Genomic DNA, 21,656 nt, shown 5'->3' on the forward strand with positions numbered 1-21,656 from the left:
GGTCAACACCAATCAATCGTGGGTACGAGGTCAGCGAACCAGGAAATACGGCGAGTCGAGAATCAGCGCGACGAGGTACGGGAAATTCGCGTTCAGCGCCCGATCGGTCGATTTCAGCGCGCTTCCCGTGCTCTTCCCGAAATAGGCCGCGAGCGCGGTGGTGTGCGCCGCGGCGAGTCTGGTGCCGACCAGTCGCAGCGCGAGCGCGTCCACCAGCCCGCCGTAGGTGGCCGGCACGCTCGGCAGCAGCGCGACCCGCAGCGACGCCGGCCGGGTGAGCTGCTTGTACCACCAGTTCGCGGCCAGGTTGATGTGCAGGTTCCACCGGGTCAGCAGGCCGGACGGCGACGCCCAGGCCGCGGCGACGTCCGGGTACCCGTTCGGCGGCGCCCACGCCATCGGCCGGTGGCCGCTCGGCTCCAGCGCCCAGTAGAGCGAGGTCAGCCCCGCGGTGCCGGACGCGTCCGGGCCGAAGCCGAGCGTCCGTACCGTGGCGGCCAGGTCCTCCAGCGGCGTGCGCTGCTTGCGCCCGGCCGACGCGGCGAACTCCGCGGACGTGAAGAGCGCGCGCAGCACCGGCGCGATCGCGGTGCCGTTCGCCAGGTAGACCCGGGCCAGCGTGGCGACCAGCGCGGCCGGCGGCTCGTCCGCGACGAACCGCACGCACAGCTTCCGGGCGATCCGCTCGGCCGTGGCCGGGTGGGTGGCCAGGTGGTCCAGCAGCGCGGTCACGGCCGGCTCCCCGGCCGGGTCCGCGTTCGCGTGGCTGAAGCCGACCACGGTCACCGCGCCGGTCGCGTGCGCGCCCGCGGCGTACCGGTAGAGCCCGGTTCTGGAATCGACGCCTTCGCCGGTGAGCAGCACCGCGGCCTGGCGCACGTCCGCCTCGCCGTACGCGCCCAGGCCGACCGTGTGCAGTTCCAGCAGCTCACGGGCGTAGTTCTCGTTCGGCCTCGCCTTCGTCGAGTAGCGGTTGTCGAGATAGGTGAGCATCGCCGGGTGCCGCGCGCTCGCCTTCAGCAGGTCCGCGAACCTGCCGAGCGCGTGCCGGCGGATCACCGTGACGTCGTAGTCCGGACGGCTGTCCCAGACGTCGCTGTTCGGGCAGGTGACGTTGAGGTGGTTGGACCAGAAGTCCACCATGACCTCGAACAGCTGGCGGTTGCTCCAGATCGCCCGGGTGACCGCGGCCGTGCCGAGCTGGAACATCGCCTCCCAGCTGTACTTCTTGATCGTGCCCGCCTTCGCGGCCGCGCGCACCGCGGTGACGTCGTAGCCGGCCAGCGGGAACCGGGCGACCAGCGCGGCGCAGGCGTCGTCCGCGATCGAGGCCGGGTTCAGCTGCCGGTCCAGCCAGCGGGTGGCGCCCAGCGAGCGGATCTCCGCGATCGAGGCGGGCGTCGGGCCGTAGGTGGCGCGGCGCAGCAGGTGCAGCAGCGGGTCCGCCGCGACCAGGCCGGCCGTGTCCGCGTCCGCGGCGTGGGCGGTGCCGGGCGCGCCGATCGCGAGGGCCGCGCCGGCCGCGGTGGCGGCGCCGAGCAGCGTGCGCCGGGAGGTCTGTGCGGTCATGCCGTCTACGTCGCCGGGCAGGGCGGTAACCTGAACCGCCGCAACCGGACTGCCCCCGGCCGCAACCGGGCCGCAACCGTTGTCTTTCTCATATTTGCGCGAGATCAACGCGGCGCGAGAGGGTTGACGGGTGGGCAGAGAGAAGCGGGACGGCACGGTCCGCCGGATCGTGCGCGGCGGCGGTGTGGCCGAGGTGGTACCGGACCGTGACCGGGAAAACGCGTTCCTCCTGCTCGTGGACGGCACCCAGCAGTCGCATGTGGACCTGTCCGACCCGTCCGCGCTGGAGTTCGAGTACATGCGCCGGATCGCGGCCGTGCTCGACCTGACCGCACCGCCCGGCGCCCCGCTGCGCGTGCTGCACCTGGGCGGCGGCGCGCTGAGCCTCCCCCGCTACCTGGCCGCGACCCGCCCCGGCTCCACCCAGCGAGTGGTGGAGATCGACGGCGCGCTGGTCGAGCTGATCCGCGAGACGCTGCCGCTGCCCAAGGACTCGAAGATCCGGGTACGCGTGGGCGACGCGCGCGAGGTGGTCACCGGCAGCCCGGACGCGGCGTACGACGTGGTGATCGGCGACGTCTTCGACGCGGCCCGCACGCCGGCCCACCTGACCTCGGTGGAGTTCGTCGGCCAGGTCGCCCGGCTGCTGCGCCCGGACGGCCGCTACATCCTGAACATGGCGGACAGCCCGCCGCTGCGGTTCGGCCGCAACGCGGTGGCGACCGTGCGCGCGGTGCTGCCCGAGCTGTGCCTGATCGCGGACGCGACCGTGCTGCGCGGCCGGCGGTACGGCAACCTCGTGGTGGCCGCGGGCCGTACCCCGCTGCCGTTGCCCGAGCTGCGCCGCCGGATGGCCGGTGACTGGTTCCCCAGCCGGGTCGAGGCCGGCCCGGAACTGGACCGTTTCGCCGACGGTGGACGCGTGGTCACGGACGCGGACGCGGAGTCCTCGCCGCCGCCCCCGGAACTGCTCCGGCCGGAACGCCCCGAACTCTGAAGTCTTTCGATATATTGACTGCGCTTCCGAGAACGGACAGCCTGCCAGGCGCCGGTGTGTCGGAAGAAGGCATTTCCAATGCAGACCTTGCGTGCGCCAATTGATTCAGAGTTCAATCATTGCGGACTTCGGGGCTTCTCGGCCGACGGCTGCGACCGGTAGGAGGAACCGCTGTGGACACGCCCGTCACGGTGGCGATAGTCGACGACCACCCGGTGGTGCTCGAGGGCGTTCGTTCCTGGCTCGCCGGCGACCCGCGGATGCGCGTGGTCGCGACCGGCTCGTCCATCGACGACGTGCTGGCCGCCGCCGGTGACGTGAAGGTGCTGCTGCTCGACCTGAGCCTGCACGGCCGCATGGTGATCGACCGCGTCCAGGAGCTGTGCGAGGCCGGGCTGCGCGTGGTGGTCTACTCCGAGCACACCGAGCCGGAGACCGTGCTCCGCGTGGTCGAGGCCGGCGCGGTCGCGTTCCTGGCGAAGAACGAGGGCAAGGAGCACTGCGTCGCCACCGTGCTCGCCGCCGCGATGGACCAGCCATATGTCGCTCCCGCGCTGGCCGGCGCGATGGTCGGCGACCGGCGCCCCGAGCGCCCGGCGCTGTCCGAGAAGGAGCGCGAGGCGCTGCTGCTCTGGTTCCAGTCCATGTCGAAGGCGTCCGTGGCCCGCCGCATGCAGATCAGCGAGCACACCGTCAAGCAGTACGTGGACCGCGCCCGGATCAAGTACGCGAAGGCGGGTCGTCCGGCCGCGTCCAAGGCCGCGTTGCTCGCTAGGGCAATTGAGGACGGTCTGATAAAACCAGACGATGTCCAGGAATATCGGTCAAACGCATCCAATCGGTACTGAACGGGAGTTGACCCCCGCACAGGTGTCATGACTGTGGAGCCTTCAACCACCAGAGTGGGGCATTGAGGAGGTTTCTTTCATGGCCGATCACTCGTCCTCCTACTTCCGCCTGACGGAAGGGGCGCGGCTGCCCGAGGGACCCCGGCTCCACGAGGGCGAACAGCTGCTGTGGCACGGCCGGGCGAGCGTCGCGGAACACCTGTACAGCGAGACCATGACCCGCTCCGCCGTCCGCTGGACACTGCCGTCGTCGACGACCGTCACGGTCACCGACCGGCGGCTCACATTCGCCGGCCCGATGGAGCTCGAGGACGGCGCCGAGCGCGGCCGGGCGTGGAGCCACCGCGCGTGGATCCGCCGCCGGGACAGCCGGGCCATGGTCGGCCAGCTGCTCTACCAATGGCCGTACCACCTCTACGTGCACTCCACCCAGGAGGTGCTGCTCGTCTGCGGCGCCGCACTGGCCGGCGGGCGCCCCACGCTCGCGCTCTCCGGCGGCGACGTCGGCGGCGGCTTCCTGGCGAACATCCTGCGGCGGGCGATCGCAGGCTTCCGCATCCAGCACGCCGACGTGCTGGGCCTCAACGAGACCAAGATCGCGACGCTGGGCGGGCTGATGAACGGGCCCAACTTCCAGCGCAAGGTCGGCTCCGTGCCGCTGCCCGGCGCGCTGCTCCTCGGCTTCCAGCAGGAGCGGGAATACGCGGATGCGGCCCTCGCGGCCGTGCACCGCAGCCGCGCGCTGCACTAGCACTTCTCGGACTTTCTCCGGCGGGCCGGCTGCCACCGGCTCGTCCGACGAGGCTTCTCCACCCTTCACGGCGGAGAAGGCTCACGTGTGGGTGTGGGACCGGCGAACCAAGGGTGGGGGCGCCGGTTCCACCCCCACCCCGTCTGCCCTCAGAGCAGGTTGGCGCCCGCGCCCGCGTTCGCCCGGCTGATCACGTGGTCGACGATGCCGTACTCCTTGGCCTCGTCCGCCGTGAACCAGCGGTCACGGTCCGAGTCACGCTCGATCTGCTCCGGCGTCTTGCCGGTGTGGAACGCGATCCGCTCGTTCATGACCTTCTTGATGTGCAGCATGCTCTCCGCCTGGATCGCGATGTCCGCCGCCGTACCGCCGATGCCGCCGGACAGCTGGTGCATCATGATCCGGGCGTGCGGCAGCGCGTACCGCTTACCCGGCGTACCCGCGCAGAGCAGGAACTGGCCCATCGAGGCCGCCATGCCGATCGCGATCGTCGCCACGTCATTCTTGATGTACTGCATCGTGTCGTAGACGGCCATGCCGGCGCTGATCGACCCGCCCGGCGAGTTGATGTACAGCGAGATGTCCTTCTCGCTGTCCTCCGACGCCAGCAGCAGCATCTGCGCGGTGATCCGGTTCGTCACCGCATCGTCCACCTGGCTGCCCAGGAAGATGATCCGCTCACGGAGCAGCCGCTGGAACACCTCGTCATCGAAGCTGCCGCCGCCCGCACGCATCACGAGCTCGTCCCTGTCCATGCGCAAACCACCCCTCGATAAACGTCTCATCCAACACTCCGCCGCCACGGCCCCCGAACCAAGCGATTCCCCGCACAGCGAACAGCCCCATTATTCGCGCCCACACGCGCTCATGCGGCCCAGCCCACACCCCAGCCCGCCACGCGCCGCAAAAAACACCCCCTCCCCGCCACGCAAACGCCGCGACCAGCCAAAACACGATCGGGCCCTCATCGTTTTGCACATCCGACCCCCCACGAGCTAGGGTTTAGGAACCGACGCGGGGTGGAGCAGCTCGGTAGCTCGCTGGGCTCATAACCCAGAGGTCGTCAGTTCAAATCTGGCCCCCGCTACGAGGGATGAGGGTGTCCTGTCCGCAGAAAGCGCGGAGGGGGCACCCTCTTCGCATTCTGCTCCGGGGCCGAGCCCCGGAGACCCCACGTGCCGGGTGAGCGCTGCGTGGCCAACTCGCCTTCGCGGCCGGCTCCGGGGCCGAGCCCCGGAAACCCCACGTGCCGGGTGAGCGCTGCGTGGCCAACTCGCCTTCGCGGCCGGCTCCGGGGCCGAGCCCCGGAAACCCCACGTGCCGGGTGAGCGCCGCGCGGCCAACCCGCCTTCGCGGCCGGCTCCCAGGGCGAGCCCCGGAAACCCCACGTGCCGGGTGAGCGCCGCGCGGCCAACCCGCCTTCGCGGCCGGCTCCCAGGGCGAGCCCCGGAAACCCCACGTGCCAGGCGTGCGCCGCGCGGCCAACCCGCCTTCACGGCCGGCTCCCAGGGCGAGCCCCGGAAACCCCACGTGCCGGGTGAGCGCCGCGCGGCCAACCCGCCTTCGCGGCCGGCTCCCAGGGCGAGCCCCGGAAACCCCACGTGCCAGGCGTGCGCCGCGCGGCCAACCCGCCTTCACGGCCGGCTCCCAGGGCGAGCCCCGGAAACCCCACCTGGCGAGGCGGGTGACGACCCGCACCTCGTCGGTGCTGGCCGGGAGTACCGCGAGTTCGCCGTCACCGCTGTGCTGCGTGCGCCAAGCGGTCCGGTCGAGTCCGAGCCGGTGGGCCGCGGATCCGATGACTCGGACCAGGGTCTCCTGCGCGTGGACCTGCGCTTCGTTGCCCAGCCTGCCGTATCGCTCCATGTCGATCGCGAGAAGCAGACGTCGGACCGGTCGGTGTCGCGTCGGCACGGCTATGTACTCCTCTGAACTGCGGCGCTCCCTGGGTGGACGAACCATCCTTGGCGGCAGTCGAGCGGAGACATCAGCTAAAAATCCACGTTTGCATACGATCAGTACTCGGATTCTGGCGCTAGCCACAGCGTCGATTGCGTTAAGGAACGCCTCGGCTACCTTCGGTGAATTCCGGATCAGGTCGTAGCTCTGGAGGGGCTCGGGTCGGGGGTGTGGGGGCAATGGATTCGCGGATTTGGGGCGGGGCGGCTAGGGTTGTAGTTGCGACGCGGGGTGGAGCAGCTCGGTAGCTCGCTGGGCTCATAACCCAGAGGTCGTCAGTTCAAATCTGGCCCCCGCTACGGATGAAGAGGCCCGTGTTCACGGAGACGTGGACACGGGCCTCTTCGCGTTTCTGGAGGGCCGATGATTCTGCTGTCTGATCCGGCCGTTGCTGCGGTGGCGCAGGGGGACAACGGTGAAGAGCTGGTTGACGTGCGTGGGGTGCTGCGGGTCGACGGGCGGGCTGCGGATGCGGGTGGGCGTCATGCGCTGATGCGGTCGGGGCTGCTGGAGCGGCTGGTGAAGGCTCAGGCGGCGTTGCCGGGTGGGCTGGAGCTGCTGGTCATCGAGGCGTACCGGGACTACGACGCGCAGCTTGCGATCTTCAACGGGTACCGCGAGACGCTGCGTGGGCGGTACCCCGAGTGGCCGGATGCCCGTCTGCACGTCGAGACGACCAAGTTCGTGTCGCCGGTGGAGGTGGCGCCGCACAGCACCGGGGGCGCGGTGGATCTGACGCTGTGCGACCCGGACGGGCGCGAACTCGACATGGGTACGGTCGTCGACGCCACGCCCGATGACAGTGACGATGCCTGTTTCACGGCGGCGCGGAACATCTCGGCGGAGGCGGTGGCGAACCGGCGGGTCCTGGGGGCGGCGCTCGACTCCGCGGGGCTGGTCAACTACCCGACGGAGTGGTGGCACTGGTCGTACGGCGAGCGGTATTGGGCGCTGATGACCGGGGCGCCGGCCACGCTCTACGGGCCGGTCCGCCGCTGATCCGGGCCGGGGGTCAGGGCGGGCAGGCCCAGCCGGGAGCAGGTGTCGGCGGGGCCGGGGAAGACGGCGGCGGTGCCGTCCAGCACGCACGCGACCAGCGGTGGTGCGGGGCGCACGATCGTGGTGTCCGGGTCCGGGTCGAGGCCTTTGCGGTCCGCGGTCAGCCAGCCCTGGGTCCAGAGGAACTCGCACATGCGGATCGCATCGGCGGGGCCGCGCTCGCCGTCGGTGGGGGTGCCGAGGCCGGAGAGCGTGCGGTACTCCTCGTCTAGCGTCGCCCGGGAGTAGCAGTACGTGCCGTCCCGCAGGTCTCCGTCCGGGCGCGCGAACGCCACGTAGGCGGTCGCGCCCGCGGTCACGGTCGCGAGCGCGACGCCACCGGCCAGTGCCAGGGGCAGCACGCGGCGGCGCGGCGGCCGGGTCGTGAACCGTTCCACGGCCTGTCGCCGGGCTTCGAAGGATGGGAGGCGGCGGTTCTCGTACTCCGGCATCATGACTCCTCGCTGAGCAGGTGAGGCAGGGCGATCCGTTTCCGGGCCCGGGACAGGCGGGATCGCACGGTGCCGACGGGTACGCCGAGCGCGACCGCGGCCTCGGCGTAGGTGAGCCCGGACATCAGGACCAGCGCGATCACGTCCTGGTCGGGCCGGGGCAGGGTGCGCAGCTCGCGCAGGACCGGGGCGAGCCGGCGCTCGTCGTCGATCCGGCCGGCCACGTCGTCCGAGTGGTCCGGCGTGGTGAGCGGCGCGGCGCTCATCCGGTACAGCGCGGTGTCGTACCGGCGGGCCGTGCGGTGCAGGTTGCGGGTCACGTTGTTGGCCACGCCGAGCAGCCACGGCAGCAGTGAGCCGGCGGCCGGGATCGCGTCCGTGCGGCGCCGCCACGTCTCCAGGAACACCAGCGAGGTGGCGTCCTCGGCGGCGCTCCACGAGCCGAGCCGCCGGAAGCAGTGGTGGTAGACGCGGTCCGCGTGCCGCTGGAAGATCTCGCCGAAGGCCTCGCTCTCCCCGTGGAGAGCGAGGCGCATCAGGTGCTCATCGGATTCGTCGCGGCCCATACCCGACTATGTCCGCGGAGGCGTCCGGGGTTCCCGCCGGGTCAGGCGGGGGCGTGCACCGGCTCGGCCGGGGCGGTGCGGGCGGGCCGGAGGACGGCCGTGGCCAGGGCCATCGCGGTCAGGATCAGGGCGGCACCGATCAGGAAGGCGAGGCGGTAACCGGCGGTCAGGGCGGCGGGCTCGTCCGTACCCCCGGTGATCAGGTCTTGGGTTTCGGTCGCGGCCAGGCCGGAGAGGACGGCGACGCCGAGGGCCATCCCGATCTGCTGGGTGGTGTTGAAGATGCCGGAGGCGAGGCCGGCGTCGTCCGGGCCGGCGCCGGACATGCCGAGCGTGGTGAGCGCGGGCAGCACGAGTCCGGCGCCGGCGGCGAGCAGCATCGCGGGCAGCACGTCCGGCACGTAGTGGCCGTCGACCGGGATCCGGGCCAGCCAGCCGAACAGCAGCGCGAGCAGGGCCAGGCCGGTGAGCAGCACGGCGCGCGGGCCGAACCGGGAGATCAGCGGCGCGGACAGGCCGAGCGAGATCGCGCCGATCAGCACGGCGGCGGGCAGCATGGCCAGGCCGGTGCCGAGCGCGGACCAGCCGAGCACACGCTGCATGTAGAGCGTGCTGAGCACCTGGAAGCCGAACATCGCCGCCATGATCAGCACCTGCACCGCGTTCGCACCGGCCACCGCGCGGTTGCGGAAGATCCTCAACGGCATCAGCGGGTACGCCGTGGAAGCCTGCCGGACCAGGAACGCGACCAGCAGCGCGGCCGAGGTGAGCGCGGTGATCGCGACCATGGCGGAGAAGCCACGCTCGGTGCCGGTGACCACCGCGTGCAGCGCCAGCGCCAGCCCGGCCGTGACCAGCAACGCGCCCAGCACGTCCGCGCCGGCGCGCAGCCCGGCGCCGCGGTCGCCGGGGAGGACGAGCGCGCCGAGCACGATCGCGGCCACGCCGATCGGCAGGTTGATCAGGAAGATTGAGTGCCAGCCGGCCGCCTCGGTGAGGATGCCGCCGACCACCTGGCCGATCGCGGCGCCGGCCGCGCCGGTGAAGCTGAAGATCCCGATCGCGACCGCCCGGTGGCGGCCCTCGGCGAACAACGTGATCAGAATGCCGAGGCTGACCGCGGTGGCGGCCGCGCTGCCCACGCCCTGCAGGAACCGCGCGGTGAGCAGCACGCCGGCGCCGGTCGCCAGGCCGGCCAGCACGGACGCGAGCGTGAAGATCGCGGTGCCGGCCAGGAACACGCGGCGGCGCCCGATCAGGTCGCCGAGCCGGCCGGCGAGCAGCAGCAGGCTGCCGAAGCCGAGCAGGTACGCGTTCATCACCCAGCTCAGCCCGCTCGGCGAGAAGCCGAGCTCGGCCTGCATCGCGGGCAGCGCGACCGTGACGATGCTGCCGTCCAGGATCGTCATCAGCGTGGTGGTGGCAAGCACGCCGAGCGCGATCCAGGTGCGGCGCGATGGTACGGATATATCGGACATGGCGGTCCTCCCCGTCGGATACGACAGGCAGAACCGTAACAGATAGTTCTGTTGCAGACTATCCGCTTCGGAAGTTCAGCTCTCCCGCTGGCGCGCCCGCCGAGCCGGCACCGGCGCCTCGACCGGCGCCGCGAGATGGCCCTCGACCAGCCGCCTCATCGCGCGCAGGAACACGTCCCGCTCATCCGGCGGCAGCGCGGCCAGCACGTCCGCGTGCACCTGATCCGCGATCGCCTGGCTCCGCACCGCCAGCTCGGCACCCGCATCGGTCACCGAGACGATCCGCGCGCGACGGTCCCGGTCGGACGGCCGGCGCTCGGCGAGACCGGCACGCTCCAGCGCATCCACGGTCACCACCATCGTGGTCTTGTCCATGTCGCCCAGCTCGGCCAGCTCGGCCTGGGTCCGCTCCTCGCCCATCGCGTGCGTGAGCACGCAATGCATGCGCGCGGTCACACCCGCCTCGGCCAGTGCCGCGGCCATCCGGGTGCGCAGCACGTGAGCGGCATGGTTGAGCAGGAAAGACACGTCGGGTTCGACACGAAGCGGTGCGGTCATCCCCCCAGGATAGCGAGGTCGTCCGGCTCAATATAATCTCGCGCGAAATAGTTCCGCGGTCGGCCTATCGGCAGTAGCGCGCCTCGATCGCCGATCCGCCACGGTCACGTCCGTGCACATGCTGACCCGAGACACGATCGAAGAGAGACAAGCCGTGTGACGGCGGCCCCCGCACCGATCGCCGGTGCGGGGGCCGCCATACGGTCACCCGCTCACGTGACCACCCAGCCCCGGCAGTTCGTCCTGCACACCCGCCTCTCCGAAGACCGGATCACGATCGCCCTGGCCCGCGTCCCGGCTCCCGGGCTCGCTGCCCACGGGCTCGCCCACGTCACCCTGATCGGCGATCTCACACGCCGGTCGCGGCGTCGTCCACGGCTCCGCCGAACTTCGGCTGACCGACACCCGGGGCCTCGGCCGCATCGCCGTTATCCGCCCTGGCGGCGCCTGCGGTTCCGGCAGGGCCAGCGGTTCCGACCGTTCCGGCCGTTCCGGCAGGGCCAGCGGTTCCGGCGGGGCCAGCGGGGCCAGCGGGGCCAGCGGTTCCGGCACTACCGGCGGGCTCGGTTGTGCCGTCGGCCGGTGGCACGATCGGCAGCAGCCCGGCGGTCGGCAGCAGGAATCTGCGGCTCGGCAGCATGGGACCACTGATCGGCTCGCGAACGGCGGTTCGGTCACCCGCAGAGCCGGACTCGATCGCTTCCAGCAGTCCACCGGCGGCATCGAGGCTGTCCGCCGGCGGAAGCCAGCTACTGGCCGACAGGGTGTCCCCGTCGCCGAACCCGGAGTCGGCCGTCCCGGCGTCGCCGCTGACGGCGACCGGCTCGATTTCGGCGGCACCACCGGCCGGCTCGGCGGCGAAGGCGGAAGCGCCGCCCGCGTCTTGCCGGCCGTCCGTATCGCTCTCCGCCGACTCGGTCTCGGTATGGCCGACCCGCGACGCCTCCGCCAGACCAACCGGCGACACCTCGGCCAGATCAACCCGCGACGCCTCCGCCAGGCCAGCCGACGACGCCTCGGCCAGGTCGACCGGGGACACCTCGGCCAGGTCGGCCGGGGACACCTCGGCCAGGTCGGGGGGCGGCCAGCCGGCGGGCAGGGCCCGTGCCCAGCCGTCAGCCAGGCGTCGCTGCACGAGCGCGCCGCCGGCCGGCTCGTCCTCGGCGAGATCACCGGCCGGTGACCAATGGTCGCCGAAGCGCAACGCGAGATCGTCGCCGGCCGGCTCGTCCTCGGCGAGATCACCGGCCGGTGACCAGCGGTCGCCGAAGCGCAACGCGAGATCGTCGCCGGCCGGCTCGTCCTCGCCGATCGGCGGCGCGAGATCGGCGGCCCGCCACCCGTCGTGGCCGGCGGGCGGCGCGTCGTCGCCGGCCAGCCAGGCCAGGGCGGCCAGGTCCGCCGCCGGTGCCGGCTCGCCGGCCGAGAGCCACTCGACGTCCACCGGGCCGAGCGACGCGAGGTCGTCGTCCACGACGGTTCCGGCCGATCCGGCGTCCGGGTCGGCCAGCAGGAGCGGCAGCCGGTCCGCGTCCGGTGGCTCCAGCGCGCTGCGGGCGACCAGCCACTCGTAGATCGTGCGCAGTGGTGCCCGCGGGTTGTCCTGGCGGCAGTCGACCGGCGGGATCAGCGAGGACGGGTGCTCCGGATGTTCGACGCAGTGGGTGAGCGCGCGCCCGACCGCGTCCGGATGGCTGCCGCCTCCGCCGGAGTCGCCGCAGGCCCGGCACTCCCAGCGCCAGAACGGCACGCCGAGCGCCGGGCGGGACTGGAAGACTCGCAGCGGCCGGGCCAGGTCGAGGTCGTCGCCGAGGTCGTCGCCGATCACGGTGGCCGGGGCTTCGAGGGTGGTCATGGACGCCGCCCTTCCCGAAGAGACAAATACCCTACGGGTTCATTTTTCAGACGAAAAACGAAGAATGGGCCGGTATCGGAGAATTACGGAACGTTGACCACGCCGGACACGGTCGCCTGGTCGATCTCCGAGATCCTGATCGTGAACTTGACCGTCCACTCGCCGGGTAGCGGGAAGTTGAGCGCCCCCAGCCCGTGGCTTTCGTCCACGATCGCCATCGGCGCGTCGATCGGCTCCAGCCCGGCGGACGGCAGCCCGATCGTCACCCGGAAGTCCTCGATCGGGATCGGCCTGCCCTCCGGCGTGTAGACGAAACCGTGCAGCGTGTTGTACTCGCCGCGCTGCACCGGATAGATCTCGTACTGCAGCGTGTAGATCGGGCTGCTCAGCGTCTCGCTGAACGTCTCCGGCACCACCACCGGCGCCTCCTCGCCGACGTTGCGCGACGGCGTGGTCTGCACCAGCACCGCGCTCGCGGCCAGCACCACCGTGGTCACCGCCAGCTCGACCGCGACCGACCGCCGCAGCCAGACGGCCGGTGGCCCGCCCGGCACCAGCCGCGCGGCCCACCCGGTCACGGACCCGTCGACGATCCGCCGGACCAGCAGCCGGGCCGCGCCGGCGAACGCGAGCACCACGCCGAGCAGCGCGGTCTTCGCCAGGATCAGCTGCCCGAACCGCGTCGTGACCAGCTGCGAGACCGCACCGACCTCGACCATCACCTGGACGACGCCGCCGGCGATCAGGCAGTAGACCGCGAGCGCGGCCCAGCGCGACCAGACCGGCAGGATCAGCCGCAGCTCGCGGGCGTCCGCGCGGCGCAGCAGGAACGCGGCCAGCGCGATCAGGCCGCCGAGCCAGACCGCCATCGCGGCGAGGTGCACGAGGTCGGCGAAGACCGTGACGACCGGCATCCGGGACGCGATCGGGTGACCGGCGAGCGGCCAGGTCAGCAGGCCCGCGATCGCGACCGCGCCGAGCGCGACACCGCGACCCCGGAAGGGCCGGAGGACCAGCAGCGGTACGGCCAACGCCAGCGCGACCAGCCGGCCGAGGTGGGTGAGCCCGAACTGGCTGATCAGCACCTCGCCCAGCCCGGCGGCCGTGGCGTCCAGCGGACCTCCGCCGTACGCGTAGGGGGCCTGCAGCCAGATCGCCGCGACCGCGCCCAGCGCGATCAGCCCGGCGCCGGTGAACATCATGATCCGTGGCCCACGCCGGCCGGCCGGGGTGCGCAGCAGCCGCCGCGGCCACAGCGACAGCATCAGCAACGCCGGTCCGGTCAGCAGCGTGAGCCCGAGATAGCCGAGGTACTTCGCGACCGAGATGCCGGTCGTCACGCCGGCGTCGACCGAGTCGCCGGTGACCGCGCCGTCGAACGTCGACCGCGCGCCGACCGAGTAGGAGAAGCCGCCGCCGACCGGGTGGCTGTCCGCGGACACCACCCGGTAGCTGACCGTGTACGTGCCGAGCGGGCGCTCCGCCGCCACGATCGGGATCGTCATCACGGCGCCGGCCAGCGTGGCCTCGCCACCGGTGACCGGCGTGCCGTCCGGTGCGACCACCTTGACCCGGCCCGGTACCAGCCGGACCGTCTCACTGAACGTAATGGTGACCGCGGCCGGTGCGGCGTTCACCACGGCACCGCGCGCGGGCACGGTGTCGACGACGACCGCGTGCGCGGAAGCGGGCGATACCGGGCCGATCAGCACGACCAGCGCACCTAGGACCGCAGCGGCGACCAGCCGTACCCACCTCATGTCCTGTTGTTCGGATCTGGACCTTCGATTGGTTCAACGCGCGAGCGGACTTTTCCCCGCATCCTCACCCACCGCATTGACGCACCCTCATATTGGCCATAGCGTTTCATCGATTAATGACCTTGCTCGGGAGGGTTCATGCGACTGCTCAATCCCCCCACGTCCCGGCGCCGGCTGCTGGCACCAGCGCTCGCCGGCGTCCTGATGCTCACGCTCACCGCCACGCCCGCCGGTGCGGCCGGCGAGCGGTACCTCGACTCGAAGGCCTCCACCCCCGCCCGGGTCGCCGACCTGCTGCGCCGGATGACGGTGGAGGAGAAGGTCGGCCAGCTCCAGCAGATCGCGGTCAACCGGATGCAGGGCGACTGCAACTGGAGCGGCGGCGCGCTCAACGAGACCTGCATGCGGGAGGTCCTCGCGGACCAGCACGCGGGCTCGGTGCTCTCCGGCGGCGGCGCCGCGCCGGCCGTGAACACGCCCAGGGCCTGGGCCGAGATGGTCAACACCCTGCAGCGGTACGCGATCGAGCACTCCCGCCTGCGCATCCCGATCGTCTACGGCGTGGACGCGGTGCACGGGCACAACAACGTGCTCGGCGCGGACGTCTTCCCGCACCAGATCGGGCTCGGCGCCACCTGGAACACCGCGCTGAACAAGCGGACCGCGGAGTCCACCCAGCGCGCGGTCGCGGCCACCGGCACCACCTGGAACTTCTCCCCCGTCGCGGACCTGGCCCGGGACCAGCGCTGGGGCCGCTACTACGAGACGTACGCGGAGGATCCGGTGCTGGCCGGCACGCTCGCGGCGAGCGCGGTCGACGGCCTGCAGAACAGGTCCTCCGGCCGGCCGGTCGCCGCGACCGTCAAGCACTTCGCCGGTTACTCCGAGCCGTTCAACGGGCACGACCGCGCGCCCGCGGACCTGTCCCCGCGCTACCTGCAGGACACGATCCTGCCGCCGTACAAGGCCGCGGTGGACGCGGGCGCGCTGACCGTGATGGTCAACTCGGGCGCGGTCAACGGCATCCCGGCGACCGGCTCGCGCTGGCTGCTCACCGAGGTGCTGCGCGACGACTGGGACTTCCGGGGCGTGGTGGTCAGCGACTGGAACGACGTCCGGCTGCTGCACACCGCCTACCACATCACGGACTCCTACGCCGGTGCGGTCGCGGCCGCGATCAACGCGGGCGTGGACATGGCGATGGTCCCGCCGGACGACCGGGGCTTCCACCAGGCCGCGCTGGACGCGGTGAACCAGCGGCTGATCTCGAAGAAGCGGCTGGACCAGGCGGTCGGCCGGATCCTGACGCTGAAGTTCCAGCTCGGCCTCTTCGACAACCCGTACGTGGACCCGGCCGCGGCGGACGCGGCCGTGCTGGAGGCGGACCGGCCGCTCAACCGGCAGGCCGCCACCGAGTCACTGGTACTGCTCCGCAACTCCGGCAACACGCTCCCGCTCGGCGCCGGCACGAGGAGGATCGTGGTCGCCGGCCCGCAGGCGGACAACCTCACCGACCAGGTCGGCGGCTGGACGATCGGCTGGCAGCGGGTCCCGGACGGCGTCACCATCCCGGGCACCACGATCCTGGAGGGCCTGCGGGACACCGCGCCGGCCGGCACCACCGTGACCGGCACGTCCAGCCCGGACGACGCGGTCGCGCAGGCCGCGGGCGCGGACGCGGTGGTGGTCGCGGTCGGCAACCGGGCCGCGGCCGAGGGCGAGGCGGACATGCCGAACCCGGTGCTGGCCGCGGACCAGCAGGACCTGGTCGCGCGGCTGGAGGCGACCGGCACGCCGGTGATCGTGGTGGTCGTGTCCGACCGGCCGCTCGTGCTCGGCCCGGCCGAGCGGACGGACGCGCTGATCGCGGCGTGGAACCCGGGCAGCGAGGGCGGCAACGCGATCGCGGACGTGCTCTACGGCCGGGCCAACCCGAGCGGGCGGCTGCCGGTGTCCTGGCCGTCGGCCGACGGCAACCAGCCGGTCTACTACCAGCAGCTGCCGGGCACGAACGGCGGCGTGGGCTCGGGCTACACGCCGGCGTACCCGTTCGGCGCGGGCCTGTCCTACACCACGTTCACCATGGGCGGCGTGGCGCTCGCGTCCGGCACGGTCCGGCCGAAGGACAACGTGCGCGTCACGGTCACGGTGTCGAACACCGGCGGGCGCGCCGGTGACCTGGTGGTGCCGGTCTACGTGGGTCAGGCGGTGGCGAACCCGCTGGCGCCGCCGCGACGGCTGGTGGCGTTCACCAAGGTGCCGCTGGGCGCGGGCGAGACGAGGACGGTGACGCTCAACTTCCCGGCGCACCGGCTCGCGGTCACGCCTGGCGACATGATCTCCACGGAGACGCCGCGGGTCGCGCCGGGGAAGTACATCGTGACCGCCGGCGAGGCCTCCGCCACGCTCACGGTGCGGTAGACAGCCCGCCCCGCTCAAGGTCGAGGTGCCGTGTCCGCGAGCACGGCACCTCGGCGCTCGGCGCGCTCACACCGAGGGGCGCCGGATGCTCGACGCATAGTCGTCGAGAACCCGGAGAATTCCGGAGTAATGCCGTGCTGATACTCACCGCCGGAAGAAGCACCCGATGGACACTCCGGACGGCCGTCGACAGGCGCCGGCCGTACCGTCGAATGATCTTGAATTGTCAGGCCGCACTGCGGAGCATCATGACGCCGCCGTAGATCAGTGCGGCGGTGGTGCCGATCAGCATCAGAACGGCCCAGAACGCGCCGGACAGGCTGGTCAGACGGTTGAGCGCGCCGGCGTCCGAGGAGTTGTGGTCGTACCCGCGGGCGCGCAGGAAGATCAGCATGGTCTCGACCGCGGCGATCAGCAGGAACCAGGCCCAGACGTGGGCGAACAGCTCGCGCATCGGCGGCTCCACGGCCACGGCGACATAACCGATCACCACCATCAGCGCGGGTACGACGAGCCAGCCGAGCAGCCCGCGCACCGCGAAGAGCATGACGAACAGGAATCCGAGGCTGGCCCAGAGCGTCGCGTCGACCAGGTCGCGGGCCAGCAGCCACGCGGCGGCCAGGCCGAAGAGCGACGGCGCGACGTACCCGATGAACTTGACCGCCACGTCGACCGCCCATGGCATGTCCTCGTCGAAGTACGTCGCGCCGCCGCCGTCGCCGAACAGCCGGATCGCCCGGACCCGCTGGAACAGCAGCCTGGCCAGCAGCGCGTGCCCGCCCTCGTGCGCGATCGTGTCGATCAGGCCGAAGATGACGTACGCCGGCACGGCCAGCAGCCAGGCCAGCAGCGCGCCGGCCCAGGCCACCTTGTTGACTCCCGGATCAGGAGCGGCCGCGGCGATCTCCAGTAGACCGGGCATGCCGCCAAGCTATCCGCGGCTCAATATTGATCACCATCCCCGACAAGGATGCTATCCGTCACCGGACAATCGCTTGACGTAGTTGATTTTCTACTCCATGTCGAGCCTCGGCCAGCCGGCCACGTCGGCTCGCAACGCCCGGTCGTGCGTGGCCAGTACGACCGCCGCGTTCGTGCCGCCGAGCGCCGCGGTCAGCTCGTCGACCAGCGCGATCGACAGGTGGTTCGTCGGCTCGTCGAGCAGCAGCAGGTGCGGCCGCCGGGCCAGCACCAGCGCCAGGTCGAGCCGGCGCCGGCGGCCGGTGGACAGCTCGCGCACCGGCCGGTCCAGCTCGCCCCGGTCGAGCAGGCCGAGGCTCTCCAGCTCGACCGAGCCGCCGGCCGCCGCGAAGAGCCGGCGCGCGGTGGTGACGCCCGGCTCCGGCGACTCCTGGGCGAGGAAGCCGATCCGCTGGTTCTTCCCCGCCCGCCGGGTGCCGGTCGTCGGCCGAAGCCGGCCCGCGAGCACCGCCAGCAGCGTGGACTTGCCGGCGCCGTTGCGGCCGTCGACGTGCAGCCGCCCGGACGGGCCGACCGTGAGCGTCACCGGCGTCTCCAGGCGGCCCGCGACCGTCACGCCGTCCAGCGTGAGCGCGGCGTTCCGGGGCAGCTCGGGCAGGCTGAGGCGCAGCGGCGGCGCCGGCATCGTGACCGCGTGCGCGGCCAGCTCGTCCTGCCGCCGGTGGAACGTGCGCACCTGGGACGACGCCCGGGTCGCGCGCTTGTGCTTGTCCGTCCCCTTGTCCGGCCGCCAGTTGTCGACCAGGCGGTCCCGCGCATCGGCCAGGTTCGCGGTCAGCCGTGCCGTCTCCGCGCGCTGCCTGTCGTACTCCTCCGCCCAGCGTTCCCGCTCGGCCGCGCGGCCGGCGAGATATCCGGCGTACCCGTCGCCGTAGACGCGCGGCAGGTCGTCGCGGGTCGGGTCCAGGTCGACGACCGAGGTGACCACCGCCGCCAGCAGCGCCCGGTCGTGACTGACCAGCACCACGCCGGACCGGGTGGTGGAAAGCCTAGACGTGAGGTAGGCCAGCCCCTCGTCGTCGAGGTGGTTGGTCGGCTCGTCCAGCAGCAGGAAGTCGTGCTCCGCGCCGAGCAGGCAGGCGAGCCGTACCCGGTACCGGCCGCCGACGGACAGCTCGGCCAGCGGCCGCGCGCGATCCCGCTCCGCGCCGAGCGCGGCCAGCGCGGCGTCGACCCGGTGATCGGCGTCCCAGGCCTCCAGCGCCTCGGCCGCCGTCAGCGCGTGGTCGTAGGCGCCGGCCGCGCCCGGCTCGTCCCGGCTCAACGCCTCGGCCGCGGCGTCGAGTGCCGCCAGCGCGGCTCGGGCGTCCCTGAGCTCCGCGTCGATGACGTCGCCGACCGTGGCGTCGCCGGTGGCGTGTAACTCCTGCTCGGCGAGGCCGAGCGTGCCGGCCCGGCGGACCGTGCCGGAGTCGGGTTCGAGCGTGCCGGCGAGCACGGCCAGCAGCGTGGACTTGCCGCGTCCGTTCTCGCCGACGATGCCCCAGCGCGAGCCGGGCGTGACGGTCAGGCCGGCGCCGCGGAGCACGGGCGCGCCGCCCCGGGCGATGTGGATGTCGACGGCGGTGAGCTGCGCACGGGCGCGCGCAGGCAGGATCGTTGAGGTGGACATTGCTCTCCCAGCACGGAGCGGCGCACCCGCACGATCGGCGGGCGGCGCTCGACGAGGCTTACGTGGACGGCGAAGGTGCTGGCGGCCGTCTCACAGGTAGAGCACGTATGGCATGCGGGCCATGGTAGCCACCCCCGCGCCCGGCGGCAGCCGAGTTTCCGCCGCCGCCGGGTCGCCGCGCATCAGCGCTCGGCGGCCAGCGTGGCCAGGTCGCGCAGCAGCTCGGAGGCGGTCACCGGGTCGAGGTCGGTCAGCGGGACGTTCCGCCGGTCGCCGATGGTGAGGCGCGGGGCGGAGACCTCCTGGGAGTCCGCCCAGACGTCGTGCGGGTCGCTGATCGGAATGCCCGGCGACAGTTCCAGCTCGACGTGCACACCGCCGGGCAGCGTCTTGCCGATCGACTGCTGCTGGCCGCCCGGCCCGGGCTCGCCGCGCCGCCAGCCACGCTTCTCCAGCGCGAGTAGCGCCCGGTTCTCCGCGTCCGTCGGCAGTTCGGCGTCGGCCGGCGTGAAGACCTCGCGGCCCAGCTGCGGAAACGGCTGGAGGATCTCGTAGTCGCTGAACACCTCGCCCCAGACGGTCCCCAGCTCCACCGGGTGGGCCACGCCGACGAGCGCGTCGTCCGCGAGCGTCATCTCCTCGTCGTCCGGGCCGGCGAGGCTGCGGTCCTCGGCCACCCGGAACGCCGCGCACAGTGTGCCGTCCGCGTAGACGCCCCAGACCAGGCGCCGGACCAGGTGCCCGAGCAGCGGATGGTCCGCCAGGTGCGCGCGGAACTCCGCGGCGGTCCAGCGCCGCCGGTCCGCCATCGCGGCCTCCAGCCGGGTGAGCTGGTCGCGGGCGAGGACGCGCACGTCCTTCTTCAGCGCGGCATATCGGGCATACGCCGCCGACGCCTTCTCCGCGTCGTCCGAGGCGCCCGGCCGCGGCAGCGCCTTCAGCCGCTTGCCGGCCGCGTCCGTCACGTACGGCCGCAGTTGCTCGTCGAACCCGGCCCGGAACCACCGGGGGCCGTAGTCGAGCGTCAGCGTGCCGTCCGCGGCGAGACCGAGGCGCGGCACCAGCCGGTCCGCGAGCCGCTCCGGGGTGAGCCCGAGCCGGTCCGCGACCGCGCGCACCTTCTCCTCCGCCTGTTCCTTCAGCCCTCGGAACCGCACGTTCTGCGAGATGCCGTGCAGGTGCATCAGCGCGGTCTCGGTACCGATCGCGGTCAGCACGTCCAGGCCGTGCACGGCGCGCGCGTGCCCGCTCTTCCCCGGCCACGCCCGGATGACCGGCGCGAGCCGGCGCACGGTCTCGTCGTCGCCGGACAAGCCGAGCGATGTGAGCGCCCAGCCGTCCTTCGCCGGTGCGTCCGCGTCCTGCCAGCGGGTGAACAGCTCCCAGCCCAGCTCGCGGAGCGCGCCCGGCACCAGTGCGTCCCGCACCCCGGTCACCCGCGGATCGGCCGTGGCGAGCAGCGTGACCAGGCGCCGGACGCTCGCGACCGGCAGCACGCCGGAGCCGTCCCGCAGCGCGATCCGGGGCAGCGTCTCCGCGTCCACCCACGCGCTGACCACGGGGCCCGGCCCGCCCAGCACCGCGGGCACCCGGTCGGCCGGCGCGTCCCGATCCGTCCCGGTCTCGGCGAGCGCGGCGCGGATCAGGCCCGCGGCCGTCTGGGTCAGCTCCGGCAGTACCGCCGCCGCGAGCCCGGGATTGCGGGCCACGTGTCCGCGGAGCAGGTCGTCCGCGCCGGCCTCGGCGAGCAGCCGGAGCGCCCGGCGCGGGAACCGGGCGGTCGCGTCGTGCAGCGCCGGCCGGACGACCCGGTCCGCGCGGCGGTCGAGCAGCGCGCGGTAGGCGTCGTCCGTCGGGATGACCGCGACCGCGGCGAAGACGGTCCGTCTGCTGTCCGCGCCGTCCCACCGGGTCAGCGCGGACAGCAGCCTCGGCAGCACCGCGGGCCCGATGTTCTCCAGCACCTCGGTGAACCAGTCGAAGTGCAGCTGATGCGTCTCCACGGCATCGAGCTGCGCGAGCGTGCGCACCGACGGCAGCAACGCGTATTCGATCGGGGTCGCCCAGTCCTCGCGGCCGTTGCCGGTGCGGTGCGCCGTCAGCCAGGCCACGTCCTCCGCGATCCAGTCCTCCCGGGTGGGCAGCAGGAACGAGGCCAGCGCGCGCTGCTGCGGTGCGCGGTCCCGATAGGGCGTCAGCGCCGCCTCCGCCGCCGCGTAGTCGTCCGCGGGCGCGGTGGCCAGGTGCCCGCGGATCCGGCGGCGGAAGGTCGCGAACGTGTCCGGCCGCAGTGCGTCGAAGTAGTCGATCCGCGTGTACGTCGTGCGGGTCACGCGGAGCATGGCGCCCCGGACCTCGCCGTCGCTGTACCCGCCCTCCGCCCGGAGCCCGGCCACCTCCGCGGCCACCCGCACCGCGAACGCGACCCCGCGCGCCGCCATCAGGTGCTCCGCCACCGCCGTCAGCTCCGCGTCGGGCCGGTTCCGCACCAGGCACCGCGCGCCGAGCAGCGCCGCCATCCCGTCCGGTGTGGCGTTCTCCGGATCGGCGAGCGCGGCGAGCCCGGCCTCGCTCACGGCGGGGTCGGCCCGCTCCCGCCGCAGCACCTTCTCCGTCCACTCCGGACCGCTCGTGAGGAACGCCGTGCCGGCCGCGGCGGCCTTCACCGCGTCGATCCGGACCGGACGATCCGCCCACCAGCCGCCGCGTCGCAGGTGGTGACTTCGCCGCCAGGCGGGCGGTGGCACCAGAAGGTCCTCATCGGTCGCGGGTTGCACGATCCGCACGCCGGCTTCCTCCACTCGGTCGAGA

At 72.5% G+C, this 21,656-nt stretch carries 16 protein-coding genes and 2 tRNA genes; 7 read left to right on the top strand and 11 right to left on the bottom strand.

The window, feature by feature from the left end; genetic code table 11:
• Positions 1–30 precede the first annotated feature (30 nt).
• On the bottom strand, positions 31–1,569 hold the full coding sequence (locus J2S43_RS30470) for a DUF1800 domain-containing protein (RefSeq protein WP_306835007.1): 1,539 nt from the start codon (positions 1,567–1,569) through the stop codon (positions 31–33).
• A gap of 130 nt (positions 1,570–1,699) precedes the next feature.
• Between J2S43_RS30470 and J2S43_RS30475 the strand changes: the two genes are divergently transcribed.
• The 3 genes from J2S43_RS30475 (at position 1,700) to J2S43_RS30485 (ending at position 4,165) form a co-directional block, all read left to right on the top strand.
• The gene (locus J2S43_RS30475) at positions 1,700–2,566 is read left to right on the top strand and encodes a spermidine synthase (protein ID WP_306835008.1); all 867 of its coding nucleotides are present in this window, start codon (positions 1,700–1,702) and stop codon (positions 2,564–2,566) included.
• Between the two features lie 173 nt (positions 2,567–2,739).
• Positions 2,740–3,414, top strand: coding sequence for a response regulator (locus J2S43_RS30480; RefSeq protein ID WP_306835009.1), 675 nt, complete (start codon positions 2,740–2,742; stop codon positions 3,412–3,414).
• Between the two features lie 79 nt (positions 3,415–3,493).
• Positions 3,494–4,165, top strand: a complete 672-nt coding sequence (locus tag J2S43_RS30485; protein WP_306835010.1) for a hypothetical protein — start codon at positions 3,494–3,496, stop codon at positions 4,163–4,165.
• Between the two features lie 149 nt (positions 4,166–4,314).
• Here the strand turns inward: J2S43_RS30485 and J2S43_RS30490 are convergent, their stop codons facing one another.
• Positions 4,315–4,920, bottom strand: a complete 606-nt coding sequence (locus tag J2S43_RS30490; protein ID WP_306835011.1) for an ATP-dependent Clp protease proteolytic subunit — start codon at positions 4,918–4,920, stop codon at positions 4,315–4,317.
• Between the two features lie 258 nt (positions 4,921–5,178).
• On the opposite strand from J2S43_RS30490, the gene J2S43_RS30495 reads away from it, so the two are divergent.
• The 3 genes from J2S43_RS30495 (at position 5,179) to J2S43_RS30505 (ending at position 7,123) form a co-directional block, all read left to right on the top strand.
• Positions 5,179–5,252, top strand: a tRNA-Met gene (locus tag J2S43_RS30495).
• Positions 5,253–6,349: 1,097 nt separating this feature from the next.
• Positions 6,350–6,423: transfer RNA gene (locus J2S43_RS30500), tRNA-Met, on the top strand.
• A gap of 64 nt (positions 6,424–6,487) precedes the next feature.
• A complete protein-coding gene (locus J2S43_RS30505; protein WP_306835012.1) occupies positions 6,488–7,123 on the top strand; it encodes a M15 family metallopeptidase in 636 nt (211 codons plus the stop codon).
• On the opposite strand, the gene J2S43_RS30510 is transcribed toward J2S43_RS30505, so the two are convergent.
• The 6 genes from J2S43_RS30510 to J2S43_RS30535 form a co-directional block, all read right to left on the bottom strand.
• Positions 7,102–7,614 (bottom strand): hypothetical protein, encoded by a 513-nt coding sequence (locus J2S43_RS30510; protein ID WP_306835013.1) that lies wholly within the window; start codon positions 7,612–7,614, stop codon positions 7,102–7,104. The genes J2S43_RS30505 and J2S43_RS30510 overlap by 22 nt on opposite strands.
• Positions 7,614–8,150, bottom strand: coding sequence for an RNA polymerase sigma factor (locus J2S43_RS30515; protein WP_306835014.1), 537 nt, complete (start codon positions 8,148–8,150; stop codon positions 7,614–7,616). The genes J2S43_RS30510 and J2S43_RS30515 overlap by 1 nt, the downstream gene beginning before the upstream one ends.
• A 71-nt stretch (positions 8,151–8,221) precedes the next feature.
• Positions 8,222–9,658: an MFS transporter gene (locus J2S43_RS30520; protein WP_306835015.1), complete on the bottom strand. Its 1,437-nt coding sequence runs from the start codon at positions 9,656–9,658 to the stop codon at positions 8,222–8,224.
• Positions 9,659–9,733: 75 nt separating this feature from the next.
• Positions 9,734–10,216: a MarR family winged helix-turn-helix transcriptional regulator gene (locus J2S43_RS30525; protein ID WP_306835016.1), complete on the bottom strand. Its 483-nt coding sequence runs from the start codon at positions 10,214–10,216 to the stop codon at positions 9,734–9,736.
• Between the two features lie 349 nt (positions 10,217–10,565).
• On the bottom strand, positions 10,566–12,071 hold the full coding sequence (locus J2S43_RS30530) for a hypothetical protein (protein ID WP_306835017.1): 1,506 nt from the start codon (positions 12,069–12,071) through the stop codon (positions 10,566–10,568).
• Between the two features lie 83 nt (positions 12,072–12,154).
• The gene (locus J2S43_RS30535; protein ID WP_306835018.1) at positions 12,155–13,831 is read right to left on the bottom strand and encodes a copper resistance CopC/CopD family protein; all 1,677 of its coding nucleotides are present in this window, start codon (positions 13,829–13,831) and stop codon (positions 12,155–12,157) included.
• 138 nt (positions 13,832–13,969) lie between these two features.
• On the opposite strand from J2S43_RS30535, the gene J2S43_RS30540 reads away from it, so the two are divergent.
• A complete protein-coding gene (locus J2S43_RS30540) occupies positions 13,970–16,252 on the top strand; it encodes a glycoside hydrolase family 3 N-terminal domain-containing protein (RefSeq protein WP_306835019.1) in 2,283 nt (760 codons plus the stop codon).
• Between the two features lie 226 nt (positions 16,253–16,478).
• Here the strand turns inward: J2S43_RS30540 and J2S43_RS30545 are convergent, their stop codons facing one another.
• From J2S43_RS30545 to J2S43_RS30555, 3 genes are all read right to left on the bottom strand, one after another.
• Positions 16,479–17,174: a M50 family metallopeptidase gene (locus J2S43_RS30545; RefSeq protein WP_306835020.1), complete on the bottom strand. Its 696-nt coding sequence runs from the start codon at positions 17,172–17,174 to the stop codon at positions 16,479–16,481.
• A gap of 90 nt (positions 17,175–17,264) precedes the next feature.
• On the bottom strand, positions 17,265–18,845 hold the full coding sequence (locus J2S43_RS30550; RefSeq protein WP_306835021.1) for an ABC-F family ATP-binding cassette domain-containing protein: 1,581 nt from the start codon (positions 18,843–18,845) through the stop codon (positions 17,265–17,267).
• Between the two features lie 182 nt (positions 18,846–19,027).
• Complete coding sequence (locus J2S43_RS30555; RefSeq protein ID WP_306835022.1) at positions 19,028–21,631, bottom strand: DUF4132 domain-containing protein; 2,604 nt, start codon at positions 21,629–21,631, stop codon at positions 19,028–19,030.
• Positions 21,632–21,656: the final 25 nt, after the last annotated feature.

It is taken from the genome of Catenuloplanes nepalensis (assembly GCF_030811575.1).
GTDB classification, from domain to species: Bacteria; Actinomycetota; Actinomycetes; order Mycobacteriales; family Micromonosporaceae; genus Catenuloplanes; species Catenuloplanes nepalensis.

Excerpts from the sequence above, each read along its gene's own strand:
- J2S43_RS30470 (WP_306835007.1), bottom strand. The coding sequence starts at position 1,569 with ATGACCGCACAGACCTCCCGGCGCACGCTGCTCGGCGCCGCCACCGCG.
- J2S43_RS30490 (WP_306835011.1), bottom strand. The coding sequence starts at position 4,920 with ATGGACAGGGACGAGCTCGTGATGCGTGCGGGCGGCGGCAGCTTCGAT.
- J2S43_RS30545 (WP_306835020.1), bottom strand. The coding sequence starts at position 17,174 with ATGCCCGGTCTACTGGAGATCGCCGCGGCCGCTCCTGATCCGGGAGTC.
- J2S43_RS30515 (WP_306835014.1), bottom strand. The coding sequence starts at position 8,150 with ATGCGCCTCGCTCTCCACGGGGAGAGCGAGGCCTTCGGCGAGATCTTC.
- J2S43_RS30520 (WP_306835015.1), bottom strand. The coding sequence starts at position 9,658 with ATGTCCGATATATCCGTACCATCGCGCCGCACCTGGATCGCGCTCGGC.
- J2S43_RS30550 (WP_306835021.1), bottom strand. The coding sequence starts at position 18,845 with ATGTCCACCTCAACGATCCTGCCTGCGCGCGCCCGTGCGCAGCTCACC.
- J2S43_RS30540 (WP_306835019.1), top strand. The coding sequence starts at position 13,970 with ATGCGACTGCTCAATCCCCCCACGTCCCGGCGCCGGCTGCTGGCACCA.
- J2S43_RS30485 (WP_306835010.1), top strand. The coding sequence starts at position 3,494 with ATGGCCGATCACTCGTCCTCCTACTTCCGCCTGACGGAAGGGGCGCGG.
- J2S43_RS30505 (WP_306835012.1), top strand. The coding sequence starts at position 6,488 with ATGATTCTGCTGTCTGATCCGGCCGTTGCTGCGGTGGCGCAGGGGGAC.
- J2S43_RS30525 (WP_306835016.1), bottom strand. The coding sequence starts at position 10,216 with ATGACCGCACCGCTTCGTGTCGAACCCGACGTGTCTTTCCTGCTCAAC.
- J2S43_RS30535 (WP_306835018.1), bottom strand. The coding sequence starts at position 13,831 with ATGAGGTGGGTACGGCTGGTCGCCGCTGCGGTCCTAGGTGCGCTGGTC.
- J2S43_RS30530 (WP_306835017.1), bottom strand. The coding sequence starts at position 12,071 with ATGACCACCCTCGAAGCCCCGGCCACCGTGATCGGCGACGACCTCGGC.
- J2S43_RS30510 (WP_306835013.1), bottom strand. The coding sequence starts at position 7,614 with ATGCCGGAGTACGAGAACCGCCGCCTCCCATCCTTCGAAGCCCGGCGA.